The sequence below is a fragment of the Burkholderia anthina genome, assembly GCF_001547525.1.
In the GTDB taxonomy this organism is placed as follows: domain Bacteria; phylum Pseudomonadota; class Gammaproteobacteria; order Burkholderiales; family Burkholderiaceae; genus Burkholderia; species Burkholderia semiarida.
On record NZ_CM003768.1, the window covers coordinates 712,987 to 731,888 of the forward strand.

The window sequence follows — 18,902 nt, forward strand, 5'->3', positions numbered from 1 at the left end:
TCGGAGGGTCACGCGCCGCGGCGGCACGCGACGAGGTAGTTGATGTCGGTGTCGTTCGACAGCGCGAAGCGCTTGCCGATCGGGTGATACGTGATGCCCTTGATCTCGACGATGTGCAGATCCGTCGCGCGCACGAAACCGGCCAGTTCCGACGGGCGGATGAAGCGCGCGTAGTCGTGCGTGCCCTTCGGCAGCATTTGCGCGATGTACTCCGCGCCGATCACGGCGAACAGGTAGGACTTCAGGTTGCGGTTCAGCGTCGAGAAGAACACCCAGCCGCCCGGCTTCACGAGCGTCGCGCACGCGGCCACGATATCGCCGGGCGACGGCACGTGCTCGAGCATCTCCATGCACGTGACGACGTCGTAGGTGCCGGGTTCGCGCGCGGCGATCGCTTCGGCGGCGATCGCCTCGTATTCGACCGAAATGCCGCTTTCGAGGCTGTGCAGGTCGGCCACACCCAGCGCTTCGGTCGACAGATCGATGCCTTTCACCTGGGCGCCGAGCCCGGCCATCGATTCGGACAGGATGCCGCCGCCGCAGCCGATGTCGAGCGCGCGCTTGCCGGCCAGATGCGCATGTGCATCGATCCAGCCGAGCCGGACCGGGTTCAGGTCGTGCAGCGGTTTGAATTCGGCATTCGGATCCCACCACCGATGGGCGAGGTCGCTGAATTTCTGGAGTTCGTGCGGATCGGCGTTGGTCATGTCGGCAAACGGGCTACGAGAGGAGGGCGGTGCTTCGGTGCGTCAGCCCCGAGTATATAAGCGGGCGAACGACGAGGCCAGCGAGCGCCTGGACGGGCGTCAATGAAAAAGCCCCGCCGGAGCGGGGCTTTGAAGCAGTCGAGAGCCGCGGCTTAGTTTGCCGGAACGGTCGTCTTTTCCACTTGCTGCGTACCAACCACTTCGACTTCCACGCGGCGGTCCGGTGCGAGGCAGGCGATGAGTTGCTTGCGGTTCTTCTGGTTGCAGCCAGTCGTAACCGGGTTGCGCTTGCCCTTGCCTTCCGTGTAGATCTTGTTGGCCGGCACACCCTTGCTGACCAGGTACGACTTCACGGCTTGAGCACGGCGCAGCGACAGGCGGTCGTTGTACTTGTCCGAACCGATGCGGTCCGTGTAGCCCGTTGCAACGACCACTTCCGTGTTCATGCCTTGGATCTTCGAAGCCAGTTCGTCCAGCTTCTGCTTGCCCAGCGGCTTCAGCGTTGCCTTGTCGAAGTCGAACAGTGCGTCGGCTTGATACGTGATCTTCTGGCTCGAGATGACCGGAGCGACCGGAGCGACCGGCGGCTGCGGTGCCTGGGCGACCAGTGCGCCATCGCACTTGGCGTTGGCGGTGGCCGGCGTCCAGAACGCATCGCGCCAGCAGAGCTCGTTCGTGCCGTTCATCCACACCCATTCGCCCGTGCCGTTCACCCAGTTGTCATTGACGGCCTGACGCGACGCCGGCACCGATTGTGCCGAAGCGGATGCAGCCATAACTGCGGTAGCTGCAATGAACGCGAGCTTTGAAAGTTTATTCATATTTCTCCTCTCGAAATTGAGATTACCGCAGGTTTACTGCGAGCCTGTTGACGGTGACAAGTCATACATTGCTCGAAGTATAACATTGGTGCGGCACAAAAATGCGGCGCCGCTCCTTGTAGGTAGACTTCGAGCAGCGTCTAACTTTCAGTGCGTTGGCATTTTGCCATATCGTTCCCTTCCTACGAAAAAAAATCCTCCCCACCCCAAGATCGCTTCAACTTTGTGGTGCATGCGCAACACCGGCCTGCCGCAACTTTTAGAAATTGTCAAGAGCGCGCGTGAGGTTGCGCGCCGGCGTGCGGTTGTTTACGCGTGCGCATGAAACGCGCGCCGCGCAGTCGTCCGCGATGTCGGGTCCGAGCCGGGCGCGCGGTTGCGCCCGGCTTGCCGCCGCCGCGATTTTCGCTATCTATATATAGAGGGGGAGGCGAATTGGCGGCTGATGGGCGCATGTTAGAATCTCGCGTTGCGTTGCGCATGCAGCGCCCACGCGAAAGGCGTTCGCCGTCTTCGCTCCGAAACGATACGGATACATGGATCAATTCGCCAAAGAGACCCTGCCCACCTCCCTAGAGGAGGAAATGCGCCGTTCGTATCTCGATTACGCGATGAGCGTGATCGTCGGACGTGCCCTCCCGGATGTCCGCGATGGCCTGAAGCCCGTGCATCGGCGCGTGCTGTTCGCGATGCACGAACTGAACAACGACTGGAACCGCGCGTACAAGAAGTCGGCGCGTATCGTCGGTGACGTGATCGGTAAATACCACCCTCACGGCGATACCGCGGTCTACGACACGATCGTGCGGATGGCACAGGATTTCTCGCTGCGCTACATGCTGATCGACGGGCAGGGCAACTTCGGCTCGATCGACGGCGACAATGCCGCGGCGATGCGCTACACCGAAATTCGCATGGCGAAGATCGGTCACGAGCTGCTCGCCGACATCGACAAGGAAACGGTCGATTTCGAGCCGAACTACGACGGCAACGAAATGCAGCCGTCGGTCCTGCCGTCGCGCATCCCGAACCTGCTGATCAACGGCTCGTCGGGCATCGCGGTCGGCATGGCGACCAACATCCCGCCGCACAACCTGAACGAAGTCGTCGACGCGTGCCAGCACCTGCTGGGCAACCCGGGCGCGACGATCGACGAGCTGATCGAGATCATCCCGGCGCCGGACTTTCCGACGGCCGGCATCATCTACGGCGTCGCCGGCGTGCGCGACGGCTACCGCACCGGGCGCGGCCGCGTCGTGATGCGCGCGGCCACGCACTTCGAGGAGATCGACCGCGGCCAGCGGATGGCGATCATCGTCGACGAGCTGCCGTACCAGGTGAACAAGCGCTCGCTGCTCGAGCGGATCGCCGAGCTCGTCAACGAGAAGAAGCTCGAGGGCATCTCCGACATCCGCGACGAGTCCGACAAGAGCGGCATGCGCGTCGTGATCGAGCTCAAGCGCGGCGAAGTGCCGGAAGTGGTGCTGAACAACCTGTACAAGGCGACGCAGCTGCAGGACACGTTCGGCATGAACATGGTCGCGCTCGTCGACGGCCAGCCGAAGCTGCTGAACCTGAAGGAAATCCTGCAGTGCTTCCTGTCGCACCGGCGCGAAGTGCTGACGCGCCGCACGATCTACGAACTTCGCAAGGCCCGCGAACGCGGCCACGTGCTCGAAGGTCTCGCGGTCGCGCTCGCGAACATCGACGAGTTCATCGCGATCATCAAGGCCGCGCCGACGCCGCCGATCGCGAAGCAGGAACTGATGGCGAAGCCGTGGGATTCGTCGCTCGTGCGCGAGATGCTGACGCGCGCCGAGAGCGAGAACGCGGCGGCCGGCGGCCGTTCCGCGTACCGTCCGGAAGGCCTGAACCCGGCGTTCGGGATGCAGGGCGACGGGCTGTACCGCCTGTCCGACACGCAGGCGCAGGAAATCCTGCAGATGCGTCTGCAGCGCCTGACCGGCCTCGAGCAGGACAAGATCATCGGCGAGTACCGCGACGTGATGGCGCAGATCGCCGACCTGCTGGACATCCTCGCGCGCCCCGAGCGGATCACGACGATGATCGGCGACGAGCTGACCTCGGTGAAGGCCGAATTCGGCGACGCGCGCCGCTCGAGGATCGAGCTGAACGCGACCGAGCTGAACACCGAGGATCTGATCACGCCGCAGGACATGGTCGTCACGATGTCGCACGCGGGCTACGTGAAGTCGCAGCCGCTGTCCGAGTACCGCGCGCAGAAGCGCGGCGGTCGCGGCAAGCAGGCGACGCAGATGAAGGAAGACGACTGGATCGAGACGCTGTTCATCGCGAACACGCACGATTACATCCTGTGCTTCTCGAACCGCGGCCGCGTGTACTGGGTCAAGGTCTATGAAGTGCCGCAGGGCTCGCGCAACTCGCGCGGCCGTCCGATCGTCAACATGTTCCCGCTGCAGGAAGGCGAGAAGATCAACGTCGTGCTGCCGGTCAAGGAATTCTCGGCCGACAAGTTCATCTTCATGGCGACGTCGCTCGGCACCGTGAAGAAGACGCCGCTCGAGGCATTCAGCCGCCCGATGAAGAAGGGCATCATCGCGGTCGGCCTCGACGACGGCGACTACCTGATCGGTGCGTCGATCACCGACGGCGCGCACGACGTGATGCTGTTCTCCGACGCCGGCAAGGCCGTGCGTTTCGACGAGAACGACGTGCGTCCGATGGGGCGCGAGGCGCGCGGCGTGCGCGGCATGCAGCTCGAGGACGGGCAGCAGGTCATCGCGATGCTGGTTGCCGGCAGCGAGGAGCAGACCGTGCTCACCGCGACCGAAAACGGCTACGGCAAGCGCACGCCGATCACCGAGTACACGCGCCATGGCCGCGGCACGAAGGGTATGATCGCGATCCAGACGTCCGAGCGCAACGGCAAGGTCGTGGCCGCGACGCTCGTCGACGCCGAGGATCAGATCATGCTGATCACGACGGCCGGCGTGTTGATTCGCACCCGTGTTTCCGAGATACGCGAGATGGGGCGTGCCACGCAAGGTGTTACACTCATCAGTCTCGATGAGGGTACCAAGCTCTCTGGCCTGCAGCAGATCGCGGAGGCCGAAGAGGGAGAGGGCGAAGCCGACGAGGCGTCGGACGGCGAAGCCTGAAGAACGGATGAGACTCTGGCCGCCGCGGGCGAAAAGCGCCGCGGCCGGCGAGCAACCATTCATATTTCCAAAAGGGAGTGATGATGCAAAAGCAATTCAAGCAACTGGTTCTGCTGGCTGCACTGGTGCCGACGTTCGCGATGGCGCAGGCGCTGTCGAATTCCGCACCGGCTGCTCCGGCGGCAGCTGCGCCGATCGACGCCGACAAGAAGGCTGCGATCAAGGATCTGCTCGACGCGATCGACGCGCCGAAGCTCGTGTCGGCAATCGGCAACAGCGCCGAAATGCAGGCGAAGCAGCTCGTACCGGCCATCCTGTCGGACGCGCTGTCGGAAAACAAGACGCTGAACGACAAGCAGAAGCAGGCTGCCGTTCCGACGCTGCAGAAGAACGCGGTGCCGAAGCTGGTCGACGGCGCAGGCAAGGTGTTCGGCACGCAGCAGTTCCAGAGCGATGCGATGTCGGCGCAGTACGACGCGTACGCGAAGTACTACAGCACGTCGGAGATCAAGGATCTGACGACGTTCTACAAGAGCCCGACGGGCCGCAAGTTCATCCAGGTTCAGGATCAGGTCGGTCGCGACGTGGTCAACGGCCTGATGCAGAAGTACATGCCGCAAGCGATCCAGGCAACGCGTACGCAGGCTGACAAGGAAGTCGCAGCAGTCAAGCCGGGCAAGTAAGCCGTCCGGGCGCGCCCCCCGGCCGTTCGGCCGGGTTTGGCGGGAGCCTGACGACAGTGCGATAATGGCCGTTTGCGCGCGAGCGCAAGCGGCCATTTCTTTTCTGGCGCGTTTTGCCGGCGGCAAGCCGGTCGCGTCCTTCCCGAGGTTTTCACGATGCGCGTCTTTAATTTCTCCGCCGGCCCGGCGGCGATGCCCGAGGAAGTGCTGCGGCAAGCCGCCGACGAAATGCTCGACTGGCACGGCAGCGGCATGAGCGTGATGGAGATGAGCCATCGCGGCAAGGAATTCATGTCGATCCACGAGGCCGCGCTGACCGATCTGCGCGACCTGCTCGGCGTGCCGGCGAGCCACCGGATCCTGTTCCTGCAGGGCGGCGGCATCGCCGAAAACGCGATCGTGCCGATGAACCTGCTCGGCTCGCGCAAGACGGCCGACTTCGTCGTGACGGGTTCGTGGTCGCAGAAATCGTTCGGCGAGGCGAAGAAGTTCTGCACGCCGCATCTGGCCGCGACCGGCAAGACGGAAGACGGCTTCACGCGTGCGCCCGCGCGCGCCGAATGGCAGTTGTCGGACGATCCGGCCTACGTGCATCTGTGCACCAACGAGACGATCGACGGCGTCGAGACGTTCGAGATCCCCGATCTCGGCGACGTGCCGCTGGTCGCGGATGTCTCGTCGCACATCCTGTCGCGCCCGATGGACGTCGCGAAATACGGCGTGCTGTTCGGCGGCGCGCAGAAGAACATCGGGATGGCCGGCGTGACGGTCGTGATCGTGCGCGAGGATCTGCTCGATCGCGCGCTGTCGATCTGCCCGTCCGCGTTCGAATGGAAGACCATCGCCGCGAACAACTCGCTGTACAACACGCCGCCCACCTACGCGATCTACATCGCGGGCCTCGTGTTCCAGTGGCTGAAGCGGCAGGGCGGTCTCGAAGCGATCGAGGCCCGCAACACCGAAAAGGCGAAGCTGCTCTACGACATGATCGACGCGAGCAGTTTCTATCTGAACAAGGTCGAGCCGGCAGCACGTTCGCGCATGAACGTGCCGTTTTTCCTGGCCGACGAATCGCGCAACGAAGACTTCCTTGCCGGCGCAAAGGCGCGCGGGCTGCTGCAGCTGAAGGGCCACAAGTCCGTCGGCGGCATGCGGGCGTCGATCTACAACGCGGTGCCGCTCGAGGGCGTGAAGGCGCTCGTCGAGTACATGAAGGACTTCGAGCGGCGCGGCGCCTGACGGCGGCGCTGTTCAAACAGCACGGCAAAACGCATGGACGACGAACTGAATTCCCGCCTGAAACCGCTGCGCGACCGCATCGACGCGATCGACGCGCAGCTGATCGCGCTCCTGAACCAGCGCGCCGCGGTGGCGCTGGAGGTGGGCGAGGTCAAGAAGCATTTCAACGCGCCGGTGTTCCGGCCGGAGCGTGAGCTGCAGGTGATCGCGCGGCTGCAGGACATGAGCGCCGGGCCGCTCGCGAGCGAGCACATCAGCGCCATCTGGCGCGAGATCATGGCGGCGAGCCGCGCGCTCGAGCAGACGATCCACGTCGCGTTCCTCGGGCCGGTCGGCACGTATAGCGAGCAGGCGATGCTCGAGTATTTCGGCCAGTCGATCGAAGGGCTGCCGTGCCCGTCGATCGACGAGGTGTTCCGCTCGGTCGAGGCCGGTGCGTCCGCGTTCGGCATCGCGCCGGTCGAGAATTCGACCGAAGGCGCCGTCTCGCGCACGCTCGACCTGCTGCTGCAGACCCAGCTGGTGATCAGCGGCGAGCTCGCGCTGCCCATCCATCACAACCTGCTCACGCAGAGCGGCACGCTCGACGGCGTGAAACGTGTCTGCGCACATGCGCAGGCGCTCGCGCAATGCCAGCAGTGGCTCGCGGCGAATGCGCCGCAGCTCGAGCGGCAAGCCGTGGCGAGCAACGCGGAGGCCGCGCGCCTCGCGGCGGCCGATCCGACCGTCGCCGCGATCGCGGGCGACCGCGCGGCCGCGCACTACGGTTTGCAGATCGCGTTCTCGCTGATCCAGGACGACCCACACAACCGCACGCGCTTCGTGATCGTCGGCAAGCAGCCGGCCGGCCAAAGCGGTCACGACCAGACGTCGCTGATCGTGTCGGTGAAGAACGAGCCGGGCGCCGTGTTCAAGCTACTCGAGCCGCTCGCGCGGCACGGCGTGTCGATGACGCGCTTCGAATCGCGTCCGGCCCGCGTCGGCACGTGGGAGTACTACTTCTACATCGACATCGAAGGGCACCGCGACGATGCGGCGGTGGCGGCCGCGCTCGCGGAACTCGGTCAGAAGGCCGCGTTCCTGAAGATACTCGGCTCGTATCCGCGCGCACGGTGACGCGCTGCGGCCCGGCGCCCGCTTGCGCGGGCGTGGTGGCCGGGCGGGCAGGGCAGGCCGGTCGGCGCTGCCGAAGGCGGGCTCGGGCGGTATCCGGTGCAGGTTGCGCCGGGTGCGGGCCCGCTGCCCGGAATCTGGAATTCCGCGTGCGGGGCGTCGTTTCGCGCGCGTAACTTGGCTCTTGTCGTGTCAGGCTTTGCATTCAACAAACTGGTCATCTTCGGCGTCGGCCTGATCGGCGGGTCGCTCGCGCGCGCGTTGCGCGAGCGCGCGCCGGGCAGCGCGGGCGAGATCGTCGGCGTGGGCCGTTCGCAGGCGTCGGTCGAGCGCGCGCTGTCGCTCGGCGTGATCGACCGTGCGGCGGCGCTCGACGACGACGCGCAATTGCGCGACGCGCTGGCCGGCGCCGATCTCGTCCTGCTGGCCGCGCCCGTCGCGCAGACGGGCCCGTTGCTCGCGCGCATCGCGCCGTGGCTCGACGGCGCGACGATCGTCACCGATGCGGGCAGCACCAAGTCCGATGTCGTCGCGGCGGCGCGCGAAGCGCTCGGCGCGCACATCGCGCAGTTCGTGCCGGGTCATCCGATCGCGGGGCGCGAATCGAGCGGTGTCGAGGCCGCGTTGCCGGATCTCTACGTCGGCCGCAACGTCGTGCTGTGCCCGTTGCCGGAGAACGCGCCCGAAGCCGTGGCGCGGATCGATGCGATGTGGCGCGCGACCGGCGCCGACGTGCGCACGATGAGCACCGAGCAGCACGATCGCGTATTTGCGTCGATCAGCCATCTGCCGCACGTGCTGTCGTTCGCGCTCGTCGAGCAGATTCTCGGCGAAGCCGACGCGGAACTGAAATTCTCGTACGCGGCCGGCGGTTTCCGCGATTTCACGCGCATCGCGGCGTCGAACCCGGAAATGTGGCGCGACGTGTGCGTCGCGAATCGCGCGGCGCTGCTCGACGAGCTCGACGGCTATACGCGCGTGCTCACGCGGTTGCGCGCGGCGATCGACGCCGGCGACGGCGCGGCGCTCGAAGCCGTATTCACGCGCTCGCGCGCCGCACGCAAGGCATGGCAGGAACGCGGTGGCACGCCGGCTGCCGAACCGGTCAAGAAATAACAGGACGATTCCCATGGACTATCTCGATCTCGGCCCATACTCCAGCGCATCGGGCACCGTGCGCCTGCCCGGCTCGAAGAGCATTTCGAACCGCGTGCTGCTGCTCGCGGCGCTCGCCGAAGGCGAAACGACGATCACCAACCTGCTCGACTCCGACGACACGCGCGTGATGCTCGACGCGCTCGGCAAGCTCGGCGTGAAGCTCGCGCGCGACGGCGACACCTGTGTCGTCACCGGCACGCGCGGCGCGTTCACCGCGAAGACGGCCGACCTGTTCCTCGGCAACGCGGGCACGGCGGTGCGGCCGCTGACCGCCGCGCTCGCGGTGAACGGCGGCGACTATCGCGTGCACGGCGTGCCGCGCATGCACGAGCGGCCGATCGGCGATCTCGTCGACGGCTTGCGCCAGATCGGCGCGCAGATCGACTACGAGCTCAACGACGGCTACCCGCCGCTGCGGATCAAGCCGGCGACGATCTCGGTCGACGCGCCGATCCGCGTGCGCGGCGACGTGTCGAGCCAGTTCCTCACCGCGCTGCTGATGACGCTGCCGCTCGTGAAGGCGAAGGAGGGCAGGACCGTCGTCGAAGTCGACGGCGAGCTGATCTCGAAGCCGTACATCGACATCACGATCCGGCTCATGGCGCGCTTCGGCGTGACCGTCGAGCGCGACGGCTGGCAGCGCTTCGTCGTGCCGGCCGGCGTCCGCTACCGCTCGCCGGGGCGGATCATGGTCGAGGGCGACGCGTCGTCCGCGTCGTACTTTCTCGCGGCCGGCGCGTTGGGCGGCGGCCCGTTGCGGGTCGAGGGCGTGGGGCGCGCGAGCATTCAGGGGGACGTCGGTTTCGCCAACGCGCTGATGCAGATGGGCGCGAACGTGACGATGGGCGACGACTGGATCGACGTGCGCGGCATCGGCCACGATCACGGCAAGCTCGAGCCGATCGACATGGACTTCAACCTGATTCCCGACGCGGCGATGACCATCGCGGTCGCGGCGCTGTTCGCGAACGGCACGAGCACGCTGCGCAACATCGCGAGCTGGCGCGTGAAGGAGACGGACCGCATCGCCGCGATGGCGACCGAGCTGCGCAAGGTCGGCGCGATCGTCGAGGAAGGCCCCGACTACCTCGTCGTCACGCCGCCGGAAAAACTCACGCCGAATGCGGCGATCGATACGTACGACGATCACCGGATGGCGATGTGCTTCTCGCTCGTCAGCCTGGGGGGCGTGCCCGTGCGGATCAACGATCCGAAGTGCGTCGGCAAGACGTTCCCCGACTATTTCGACCGCTTCGCCGCGCTCGCCAAGGCCTGACCCGACTGTTCCGATGAAATCCACCCGACCCTTTCACCCGACTCCCGTCATCACGATCGACGGCCCGACCGCTTCCGGCAAGGGCACCGTCGCGGCGCTCGTCGCCGCGCACCTGGGTTTTCACCTGCTCGACAGCGGCGCGCTGTACCGGCTCGCGGCGCTCGCGAGCGTGCGCTACGGCATCGCCGCGGAAGACGTCGACGCGCTGGTGAAGCTGATCGACGACCTGCACATCACGTTCCGTGAAGGTTGCGCGCAGCTCGACGGCGTCGACGTGTCGAACGACATCCGCGCCGAAGCGGTCGGCAACCGCGCGTCGGCCATCGCCGTGCACGGGCCCGTGCGCACCGCGCTCGTCGCGCGCCAGCGCGCGTTCCGCAAGACGCCGGGCCTCGTGGCGGACGGGCGCGACATGGGCACCGTGATCTTCCCGGACGCCGTGCTGAAGGTGTTCCTGACGGCCAGCGCCGAGGCACGCGCGACCAGGCGGCATAAGCAATTGATGCAAAAAGGTTTTTCTGCTAATATAGATGACTTGCTCCGGGATCTTCGTGAACGTGACGCGCGCGACAGCAATCGCGCGGCCGCGCCGCTGAAGCCTGCGGCAGATGCCAAGCTGCTCGATACGTCGGCACTTTCGGTCGATGAAGCCGTCGACCAGGTGCTGCAGTGGTACCGGGCACTCGGCCAGCCGGCCTGAGAAGGCAGGCAGCGGTAGGTGCTTCGCGTCGCAAGCGCGGAGCGTGTTTCGAACCCTTAACCCCGTGTGGTCCTCGATCTGGCCCTTTCAGCCTGCCATTCCGGCCGGCGTGGCACAGCGAGCCATGCACAATCAGATTTTTATGTCCGACCTGCAAACCTCCAACCCGAATACCGAATCCTTTGCGGCTCTGTTCGAAGAGTCGCTGACCCGCCAAGACATGCGCGCCGGCGAAGTGATCTCCGCCGAAGTCGTGCGCGTCGACCACAACTTCGTGGTCGTCAATGCAGGCCTGAAGTCCGAGGCTTACATTCCGATCGAGGAATTCCTGAACGATCAGGGCGAGGTTGAGGTGCAGTCGGGCGATTTCGTGTCCGTCGCGATCGACGCACTCGAAAACGGCTACGGCGACACGATCCTGTCGCGCGACAAGGCGAAGCGCCTTGCATCGTGGCTGTCGCTGGAAAAGGCGCTCGACAACAACGAGCTCGTCACCGGCACCATCACCGGCAAGGTGAAGGGCGGCATGACCGTGATGGTCAACGGCATCCGCGCGTTCCTGCCGGGTTCGCTGGTCGACACGCGTCCGGTCAAGGACACGACCCCGTACGAAGGCAAGACGCTCGAGTTCCGCGTGATCAAGCTCGATCGCAAGCGTAACAACGTCGTGCTGTCGCGTCGTGCAGTGATCGAAGCCACGCAAGGCGAAGAGCGCGCGAAGCTGCTCGAGACGCTGAAGGAAGGCGCGATCGTCAACGGCGTGGTCAAGAACATCACCGACTACGGCGCGTTCGTCGACCTCGGCGGCATCGACGGCCTGCTGCACATCACCGACATCGCATGGCGTCGCGTGCGTCACCCGAGCGAAGTCCTGTCGGTTGGCCAGGAAGTCACCGCGAAGATCCTCAAGTTCGACCAGGAGAAGAACCGCGTCTCGCTGGGCATCAAGCAACTGGGCGACGATCCGTGGGAAGGCATCTCGCGCCGCTACCCGTCGGGCACGCGCCTGTTCGGCAAGGTCACGAACATCACCGACTACGGCGCATTCGTCGAAGTGGAATCGGGCATCGAAGGCCTCGTCCACGTGTCGGAAATGGACTGGACCAACAAGAACGTTGCGCCGTCGAAGGTTGTCCAGCTGGGCGACGAAGTCGAAGTCATGGTCCTCGAGATCGACGAAGACCGCCGTCGTATCAGCCTCGGCATGAAGCAGTGCAAGCCGAATCCGTGGGATGACTTCAGCCGCAACTTCAAGAAGGGCGACAAGATCACGGGCGCGATCAAGTCGATCACCGACTTCGGCGTGTTCATCGGTCTGCCGGGCGGCATCGACGGCCTGGTCCACCTGTCGGACCTGTCGTGGAGCGAAGCCGGCGAAGAAGCCGTTCGCAAGTACAAGAAGGGCGACGAAGTCGAAGCGATCGTGCTCGGTATCGACGTCGAGAAGGAGCGCATTTCGCTCGGCATCAAGCAGCTCGAAGGCGACCCGTTCAGCAACTACGTTGCCATGAACGACAAGGGCTCGATCGTCGACGGCGTCGTGAAGACGGTCGATGCGAAGGGTGCGGTCGTCACGCTGACGGGCGACGTCGAAGGCTACCTGCGTGCGTCGGAAATCTCGCAGGATCGCGTCGAAGACGCACGCAACGTGCTGAAGGAAGGCGACAAGGTCAACGCGATGGTGATCAACATCGATCGCAAGTCGCGCGGCATCAACCTGTCGATCAAGGCGAAGGATTCGGCCGAGCAACAGGAAGCGATCCGCGGCCTGCAGTCGGACACGAGCGCTGCCGCGACCGGTACGACCAACCTCGGCGCGCTGCTGAAGGCGAAGCTCGACGGCCAGAACCAGTAAGCCTTACGAGGTCTGCTGAAGTATGACCAAATCCGAGTTGGTCGCGCAGCTGGCATCGCGATTTCCGCAACTTGTCCTCAAGGATGCGGATTTCGCGGTGAAAACGATGCTCGATGCGATGTCCGACGCCCTGGCGAAAGGGCATCGCATTGAAATTCGGGGTTTCGGCAGCTTTGGCCTCAACCGTCGCCCGGCGCGCGTCGGACGCAACCCGAAGTCGGGGGAGAAAGTGCAGGTGCCCGAGAAGTTCGTGCCGCACTTCAAGCCTGGCAAGGAGTTGCGTGAACGCGTCGACGGCCGCGCCGGTGAACCGCTGAAGGCTGACGATCCGGACGACGAGCGTTGAGCGTCGTTCGGTGTGCCCGGAACCTGTCCGGCGAAGGCTGAAAAGAAAAGCGCCCCTTGCGGGCGCTTTTTTCATTTGCGGCCACGGGTGTGCAACGCGGGCGCACAGGATCTGCGCAGCCGCGGAAACGCTTCCTTTACAATACGGGTCGATTCGGTGCGACGAAGGGGAGTCGCGCGCCGCGGCAAACCTCAACAAAGAGAGGGCTTCATGAAGTTTATCGTCTGGCTGATCCGGGTATTGGTGTTCGTCCTGCTGCTGGTGCTCGCGCTGGCCAATACACAAACCGCGACGCTGAATTTCGTTGCCGGCTACGCATGGCAAGCGCCGCTGATCCTGATCGGCCTGGCATTCTTCGTCGTGGGGTTGCTGGCCGGCCTGCTGTCCGCGCTGCCTTCAATCTTCCGCCTCCGCCTCGAGAACGGGCGTTTGAAGCGCGATCTGCGTGCGGCGCGCGAAACGCCCGCCGTCATCGACCAGCCGCCGATGCCGCCCGTCATTTAACACGGACGCCGCGCGATTCCTCGCGCGGTTTTCGTCTCTGCTTCGATATTTCGCATGGATCTGGATTTCTGGTGGTTGCTCGCGATTCCGGTCGCATTCGCGCTCGGTTGGGCGGCGTCACGCTATGACCTGAAGAATCTCCTGTCGGAGAGTGCCAACCTGCCGCGCTCGTATTTTCGCGGCCTGAATTTTCTGTTGAACGAACAACCGGACAAGGCGATCGATGCGTTCATCGAGGTGGCCAAGCTCGATCCCGAGACGGTCGAGCTGCACTTCGCGCTCGGCAACCTGTTTCGCCGTCGCGGCGAGACCGACCGCGCGATCCGCGTGCACCAGAACCTGCTGAGCCGCACCGATCTGCCGGTCAACGAGCGCGACCACGCGCTGTACGAACTGGGCCAGGACTTCCTGAAGGCCGGCCTGCTGGATCGCGCCGAAGAGGCGTTCCACAAGCTCGCGGACGGCGACTACGCGCTCGGCGCACAGCGGGCGTTGCTGACGATCTACGAGATCGAGAAGGACTGGAACAAGTCGATCGACACGGCCAAACGCATCGAATCGATGAGCGACAAGCCGCTCGGCATCGAAATTGCGCAGTTTCACTGCGAACTCGCGCAGGACGCGCTGCAGCGCAAGAATGCCGCAGCGGCGGCCGAGCAACTGCGCCTTGCGCTGACCGTGAATCCGCAGAACGTCCGTGCGACGGTTCTGTCCGGCGACGCGGCGGAAGCGGCGGGCGACCACGCGGCCGCGATCGAGTACTGGAAGCGCGTCGAAGCGCAGAATCCGGCGTATCTGCCGCTCGTCGCCGACAAACTGATGAAGGCGTACGTCGCACTCGGCAAGAACGTCGAAGGCGCGGAACTCCTGATGGGGTACGTCGATCGTTATCCGTCGAACGACCTGCTCGACATCGCCTATCAGCATATCGCCGGGTTGCGCGGCCAGGATGCCGCGCACACGCTCGCGCGCACGCAGATGGAAAAGTCGCCGAACCTGTCGGGGATGCTGCACCTGCTCGATGCGCAGATCGCGGCGGCCGACGAACCGCGTCGTAAGGAACTTGAAATGATGCGCGCGCTGATCAAGCAGCGCACGAAAAATCTGCCACGGTATACGTGCCAGAATTGCGGTTTCCGGGCACGGCTCTTCTACTGGCAGTGCCCCGGCTGCAGCGGCTGGGAAACCTATGCGCCGCGCCGCGTCGAACCGGCGATGCCGGGCTGATCCTGGCGCGCGGAGCCAACGCGCAGCGGTTGCCGCCGGGCTCGTCCCGGCGGCCAAGTTAGTCAATTACCGGGAAGTACCGGAACATCTATGAAAATCACCATCATCGGCACCGGCTATGTCGGTCTCGTCACGGGCGCCTGCCTCGCGGAGATCGGTCACGACGTCTTCTGTCTCGACGTCGATCCGCGCAAGATCGACATCCTGAACAACGGCGGGATGCCGATTCACGAACCGGGGCTGCTGGACATCATCGCGCGCAACCGCACGGCGGGGCGCCTGCGCTTCTCGACCGACATCGAGGCGAGCGTCGCGCATGGCGAGATCCAGTTCATCGCGGTCGGCACGCCGCCCGACGAGGACGGCTCGGCCGACCTGCAATACGTGCTCGAGGCCGCGCGCAACATCGGCCGCCACATGACGGGCTTCAAGGTGATCGTCGACAAGTCGACGGTGCCGGTCGGCACCGCGCAGCGCGTGCGCGGCGTGGTCGACGAGGCGCTTGCCGCACGCGGGCTCGCGGGCAGCGTCGCGCATCGCTTCTCGGTCGTATCGAATCCGGAATTCCTGAAGGAAGGCGCCGCGGTCGAGGACTTCATGCGTCCGGACCGGATCATCATCGGCGTCGACGATGACGAAACCGGTACGACCGCGCGCGAGAAGATGAAGAAGCTCTACGCGCCGTTCAACCGCAATCACGAGCGCACGATCTACATGGACGTGCGTTCGGCCGAGTTCGCGAAGTATGCGGCGAACGCGATGCTCGCGACGCGCATCTCGTTCATGAACGAGATGTCGAATCTCGCCGACAAGGTCGGCGCGGACATCGAGGCCGTGCGACGCGGGATCGGCTCCGATCCGCGCATCGGCTATCACTTCCTGTACGCGGGCGTCGGCTACGGCGGCTCGTGCTTCCCGAAGGACGTGCAGGCGCTGATCCGCACCGCGGGCGAGAACGGCCAGCCGCTGCGCATCCTCGAGGCCGTCGAGGCCGCCAACCATGCTCAGAAGGACGTGCTGATCGGCAAGATCGAGCAGCGCTTCGGCGCCGACCTGACGGGCCGCGAGTTCGCGGTCTGGGGCCTGGCGTTCAAGCCGAACACCGACGACATGCGCGAGGCGCCGAGCCGTCGCCTGATCGCCGCGCTGCTCGAACGCGGAGCAACCGTGCGCGCGTACGATCCGGTCGCGGTCGACGAAGCGCGGCGCGTGTTCGCGCTGGATTTCGGCGACGATGCGCGCGCACTGGCGCGGCTGCATCTCGTCGACACGCAGGATCTCGCCGTCACCGGCGCGGATGCGCTCGTGATCGTGACCGAGTGGAAGGAATTCCGCAGCCCCGATTTCACGCGCCTGAAGGCCGAACTGAAGGCGCCGGTGATCTTCGATGGGCGCAACCTGTACGAGCCGGACGCGATGGCCGAGCTGGGCATCGACTATTACGCGATCGGCCGGCCGTACGTCGATCCCCAGTCGTCCTCCCGTGGCTGAACGTACGATGAATACTCTTCGCGAAATCGTTCCGGTGCCGCGCGAGCAACTCGCGCGCTCGCGTGTGCTCGTCGTCGGCGACGTGATGCTCGACCGTTACTGGTTCGGCAACGTCGACCGCATTTCACCTGAAGCGCCGGTGCCGGTCGTGCACGTGCAGCGCCAGGAGGAGCGGCTCGGCGGCGCGGCCAACGTTGCACGCAATGCCGTGACGCTCGGCGGCCAGGCCGGCCTGCTGTGCGTCGTCGGTTGCGACGAACCCGGCGAGCGGATCGTCGAGCTGCTCGGCAGCAGCGGCGTGACGCCGCATCTCGAGCGCGATCCCGCACTCCCGACCACGATCAAGCTGCGCGTGCTCGCGCGCCAGCAACAACTGCTGCGCGTCGATTTCGAGGCGATGCCGACGCACGAGGTGCTGCTCGCGGGGCTCGCACGCTTCGACGTGCTGCTGCCGCAGCACGACGTCGTGCTGATGTCGGATTACGCCAAAGGCGGCCTCACGCACGTCACGACGATGATCGAGAAGGCGCGTGCGGCCGGCAAGGCGGTCCTGGTCGACCCGAAGGGCGACGACTGGGCACGCTATCGAGGCGCATCGCTGATCACGCCGAATCGTGCGGAACTGCGCGAGGTGGTCGGGCAGTGGAAATCGGAAGACGACCTGCGCGCGCGCGTCGCGAATCTGCGCGCGGAGCTCGGCATCGACGCGCTGCTGCTCACGCGTTCGGAGGAGGGCATGACGCTCTTTTCCGCGGGCGGCGAACTGCATGCGCCGGCGCTCGCGCGCGAAGTGTTCGACGTGTCGGGCGCGGGCGACACCGTGATCGCGACGGTCGCGACGATGCTCGGCGCCGGTGTGCCGCTCGTCGACGCCGTGGTGCTCGCGAATCGCGCAGCAGGCATCGTGGTCGGCAAGCTCGGCACGGCCACCGTGGATTACGACGAACTGTTTCACTGAGCGCATTCGGCGGCGCGACGAGCGCGCCGCACGCATGGCTCGCACTTTTCAGGCAGGACGATCATGACCCTCATCGTCACCGGCGCAGCCGGTTTTATCGGCGCGAACATCGTCAAGGCGCTCAACGAGCGCGGCGAGACGCGCATCATCGCGGTCGACAACCTGACGCGCGCGGACAAGTTCCGCAATCTCGTCGACTGCGAGATCGACGACTATCTCGACAAGACCGAATTCGTCGAACGCTTCGCGCGCGGCGATTTCGGCAAGGTACGCGCGGTATTTCACGAAGGCGCCTGTTCGGACACGATGGAAACCGACGGCCGCTACATGATGGACAACAACTTCCGCTACAGCCGTGCGGTGCTCGATACCTGCCTCGCGCAGGGCACGCAGTTCCTGTATGCATCGTCGGCCGCGATCTACGGCGGCTCGACGCGTTTCGTCGAGGAGCGCGACGTCGAGGCGCCGCTGAACGTGTACGGCTATTCGAAGTTCCTGTTCGATCAGGTGATCCGTCGCGTGCTGCCGAGCGCGAAGAGCCAGATCGCGGGCTTCCGCTATTTCAACGTGTACGGCCCGCGCGAGACCCACAAGGGCCGCATGGCGTCGGTCGCGTTCCACAACTTCAACCAGTTCCGCGCGGAAGGCAAGGTGAAGCTGTTCGGCGAGTACAACGGCTACGCGCCGGGCGAGCAGACGCGCGATTTCGTGTCGGTCGAGGACGTGACCAAGGTGAACCTGTTCTTCTTCGATCATCCGGAGAAGTCGGGCATCTTCAATCTCGGCACGGGCCGCGCCCAGCCGTTCAACGATATCGCGTCGACGGTCGTGAACACGCTGCGCGCGCTCGACAACCAGCCGCCGCTGACGCTCGCGCAGCAGGTCGAGCAGGGCTTGATCGAATACGTGCCGTTCCCCGATGCGCTGCGCGGCAAGTATCAGTGCTTCACGCAGGCCGACCAGACGAAACTGCGCGCGGCCGGCTACGACGCACCGTTCCTGACCGTGCAGGAAGGCGTCGATCGCTACGTCCGTTGGCTATCCGGCCAGGTTTAAACCGGCGCGTCACATCGATAGACTGGGTCTCACGGTCGGCAGCCGCCGGCCGTTTTTCTTCGGAGATCCAGCACATGATCAGGAAATGGTTTGCCGCAGCGGTCATGCTCGGCGCGGTGGCGTCGGCCTGGGCGGCCGTCGACGTCAACACCGCGAACGAGGATGCGCTCGTCGGCATCAAGGGCATTGGCCCGGCGCGGGCGAAGGCGATTCTCGACGAGCGCGGCGCACACGGTCCGTTCAGGAATGCGGACGATCTCGCCACGCGCGTGAAGGGCATGGGCGGGCATACCGTCGAGCGGCTTCAGCAGGAAGGACTGACGATCGGTGCGGCGGCCGGCACGGGTACGACGCCGCCGGCCGCGGGCAAGCCGGCGGCGGCAAGGCCCGCCGCCGCACCGGCCCGCACGGCGCAGAAATAACGGGTCGCACATACCCGACACAGGGCTCCTTCAGCCGCCGTCGTTGCGACGGCTTCCCGCGGCATGCCGCGGGTTTTTTGCGTGCGGCGGGCTGCGCGACGATCGCGCACCGCGCGGCACGCGTATTCCATCGTCGCAATGGGGTTGCCGGCGCGCGTGCCGGTGCTGGTTTACAATCGATCGATTGATCGGCCTCGCACTCACGG

17 protein-coding genes are annotated in these 18,902 nt (G+C 65.3%); 15 read left to right on the plus strand and 2 right to left on the minus strand.

What is annotated here, in order from left to right:
* Positions 1-8: 8 nt before the first annotated feature.
* Entirely contained in the window at positions 9-707 is a 699-nt protein-coding gene (gene ubiG, locus WS64_RS03360; protein ID WP_023475819.1) for a bifunctional 2-polyprenyl-6-hydroxyphenol methylase/3-demethylubiquinol 3-O-methyltransferase UbiG, read from the minus strand.
* A gap of 152 nt (positions 708-859) precedes the next feature.
* A complete protein-coding gene (ompA, locus tag WS64_RS03365; RefSeq protein ID WP_059574070.1) occupies positions 860-1,528 on the minus strand; it encodes an outer membrane protein OmpA in 669 nt (222 codons plus the stop codon).
* A gap of 536 nt (positions 1,529-2,064) precedes the next feature.
* Here ompA and gyrA point away from each other — a divergent pair.
* The 15 genes from gyrA (at position 2,065) to WS64_RS03440 (ending at position 18,696) form a co-directional block, all read left to right on the plus strand.
* Positions 2,065-4,668 carry a DNA gyrase subunit A gene (gyrA, locus tag WS64_RS03370; protein ID WP_060965719.1) on the plus strand — a complete coding sequence of 868 codons (2,604 nt, stop codon included), beginning with the start codon at positions 2,065-2,067 and terminating at the stop codon, positions 4,666-4,668.
* A gap of 83 nt (positions 4,669-4,751) precedes the next feature.
* Positions 4,752-5,351, plus strand: coding sequence for a DUF2059 domain-containing protein (locus WS64_RS03375; protein WP_006486966.1), 600 nt, complete (start codon positions 4,752-4,754; stop codon positions 5,349-5,351).
* A 156-nt stretch (positions 5,352-5,507) separates the two neighbouring features.
* Complete coding sequence (gene serC, locus WS64_RS03380) at positions 5,508-6,590, plus strand: 3-phosphoserine/phosphohydroxythreonine transaminase (protein WP_060965720.1); 1,083 nt, start codon at positions 5,508-5,510, stop codon at positions 6,588-6,590.
* A 33-nt stretch (positions 6,591-6,623) separates the two neighbouring features.
* Complete coding sequence (gene pheA / locus WS64_RS03385; RefSeq protein WP_034206715.1) at positions 6,624-7,706, plus strand: prephenate dehydratase; 1,083 nt, start codon at positions 6,624-6,626, stop codon at positions 7,704-7,706.
* A 186-nt stretch (positions 7,707-7,892) separates the two neighbouring features.
* Positions 7,893-8,819 carry a prephenate dehydrogenase gene (locus tag WS64_RS03390; RefSeq protein WP_060965721.1) on the plus strand — a complete coding sequence of 309 codons (927 nt, stop codon included), beginning with the start codon at positions 7,893-7,895 and terminating at the stop codon, positions 8,817-8,819.
* Positions 8,820-8,832: 13 nt separating this feature from the next.
* Positions 8,833-10,137 (plus strand): 3-phosphoshikimate 1-carboxyvinyltransferase, encoded by a 1,305-nt coding sequence (gene aroA, locus WS64_RS03395; RefSeq protein ID WP_059638209.1) that lies wholly within the window; start codon positions 8,833-8,835, stop codon positions 10,135-10,137.
* Positions 10,138-10,150: 13 nt separating this feature from the next.
* The gene (cmk, locus tag WS64_RS03400; RefSeq protein WP_059574065.1) at positions 10,151-10,837 is read left to right on the plus strand and encodes a (d)CMP kinase; all 687 of its coding nucleotides are present in this window, start codon (positions 10,151-10,153) and stop codon (positions 10,835-10,837) included.
* Positions 10,838-10,979: 142 nt separating this feature from the next.
* On the plus strand, positions 10,980-12,692 hold the full coding sequence (rpsA, locus tag WS64_RS03405) for a 30S ribosomal protein S1 (protein WP_059574327.1): 1,713 nt from the start codon (positions 10,980-10,982) through the stop codon (positions 12,690-12,692).
* Positions 12,693-12,714: 22 nt separating this feature from the next.
* Entirely contained in the window at positions 12,715-13,038 is a 324-nt protein-coding gene (locus WS64_RS03410; protein WP_006486894.1) for an integration host factor subunit beta, read from the plus strand.
* A 210-nt stretch (positions 13,039-13,248) separates the two neighbouring features.
* A complete protein-coding gene (locus WS64_RS03415; protein WP_034183038.1) occupies positions 13,249-13,542 on the plus strand; it encodes a lipopolysaccharide assembly protein LapA domain-containing protein in 294 nt (97 codons plus the stop codon).
* 54 nt (positions 13,543-13,596) lie between these two features.
* Entirely contained in the window at positions 13,597-14,769 is a 1,173-nt protein-coding gene (gene lapB / locus WS64_RS03420) for a lipopolysaccharide assembly protein LapB (RefSeq protein ID WP_059574064.1), read from the plus strand.
* 90 nt (positions 14,770-14,859) lie between these two features.
* Positions 14,860-16,260, plus strand: a complete 1,401-nt coding sequence (locus WS64_RS03425) for a UDP-glucose dehydrogenase family protein (protein ID WP_060965722.1) — start codon at positions 14,860-14,862, stop codon at positions 16,258-16,260.
* Between the two features lie 7 nt (positions 16,261-16,267).
* Entirely contained in the window at positions 16,268-17,218 is a 951-nt protein-coding gene (rfaE1, locus tag WS64_RS03430; RefSeq protein WP_059574062.1) for a D-glycero-beta-D-manno-heptose-7-phosphate kinase, read from the plus strand.
* Positions 17,219-17,281: 63 nt separating this feature from the next.
* Complete coding sequence (gene rfaD / locus WS64_RS03435) at positions 17,282-18,274, plus strand: ADP-glyceromanno-heptose 6-epimerase (protein WP_006496538.1); 993 nt, start codon at positions 17,282-17,284, stop codon at positions 18,272-18,274.
* A 74-nt stretch (positions 18,275-18,348) separates the two neighbouring features.
* Positions 18,349-18,696, plus strand: coding sequence for a ComEA family DNA-binding protein (locus tag WS64_RS03440; RefSeq protein ID WP_060965723.1), 348 nt, complete (start codon positions 18,349-18,351; stop codon positions 18,694-18,696).
* Positions 18,697-18,902 lie beyond the last annotated feature (206 nt).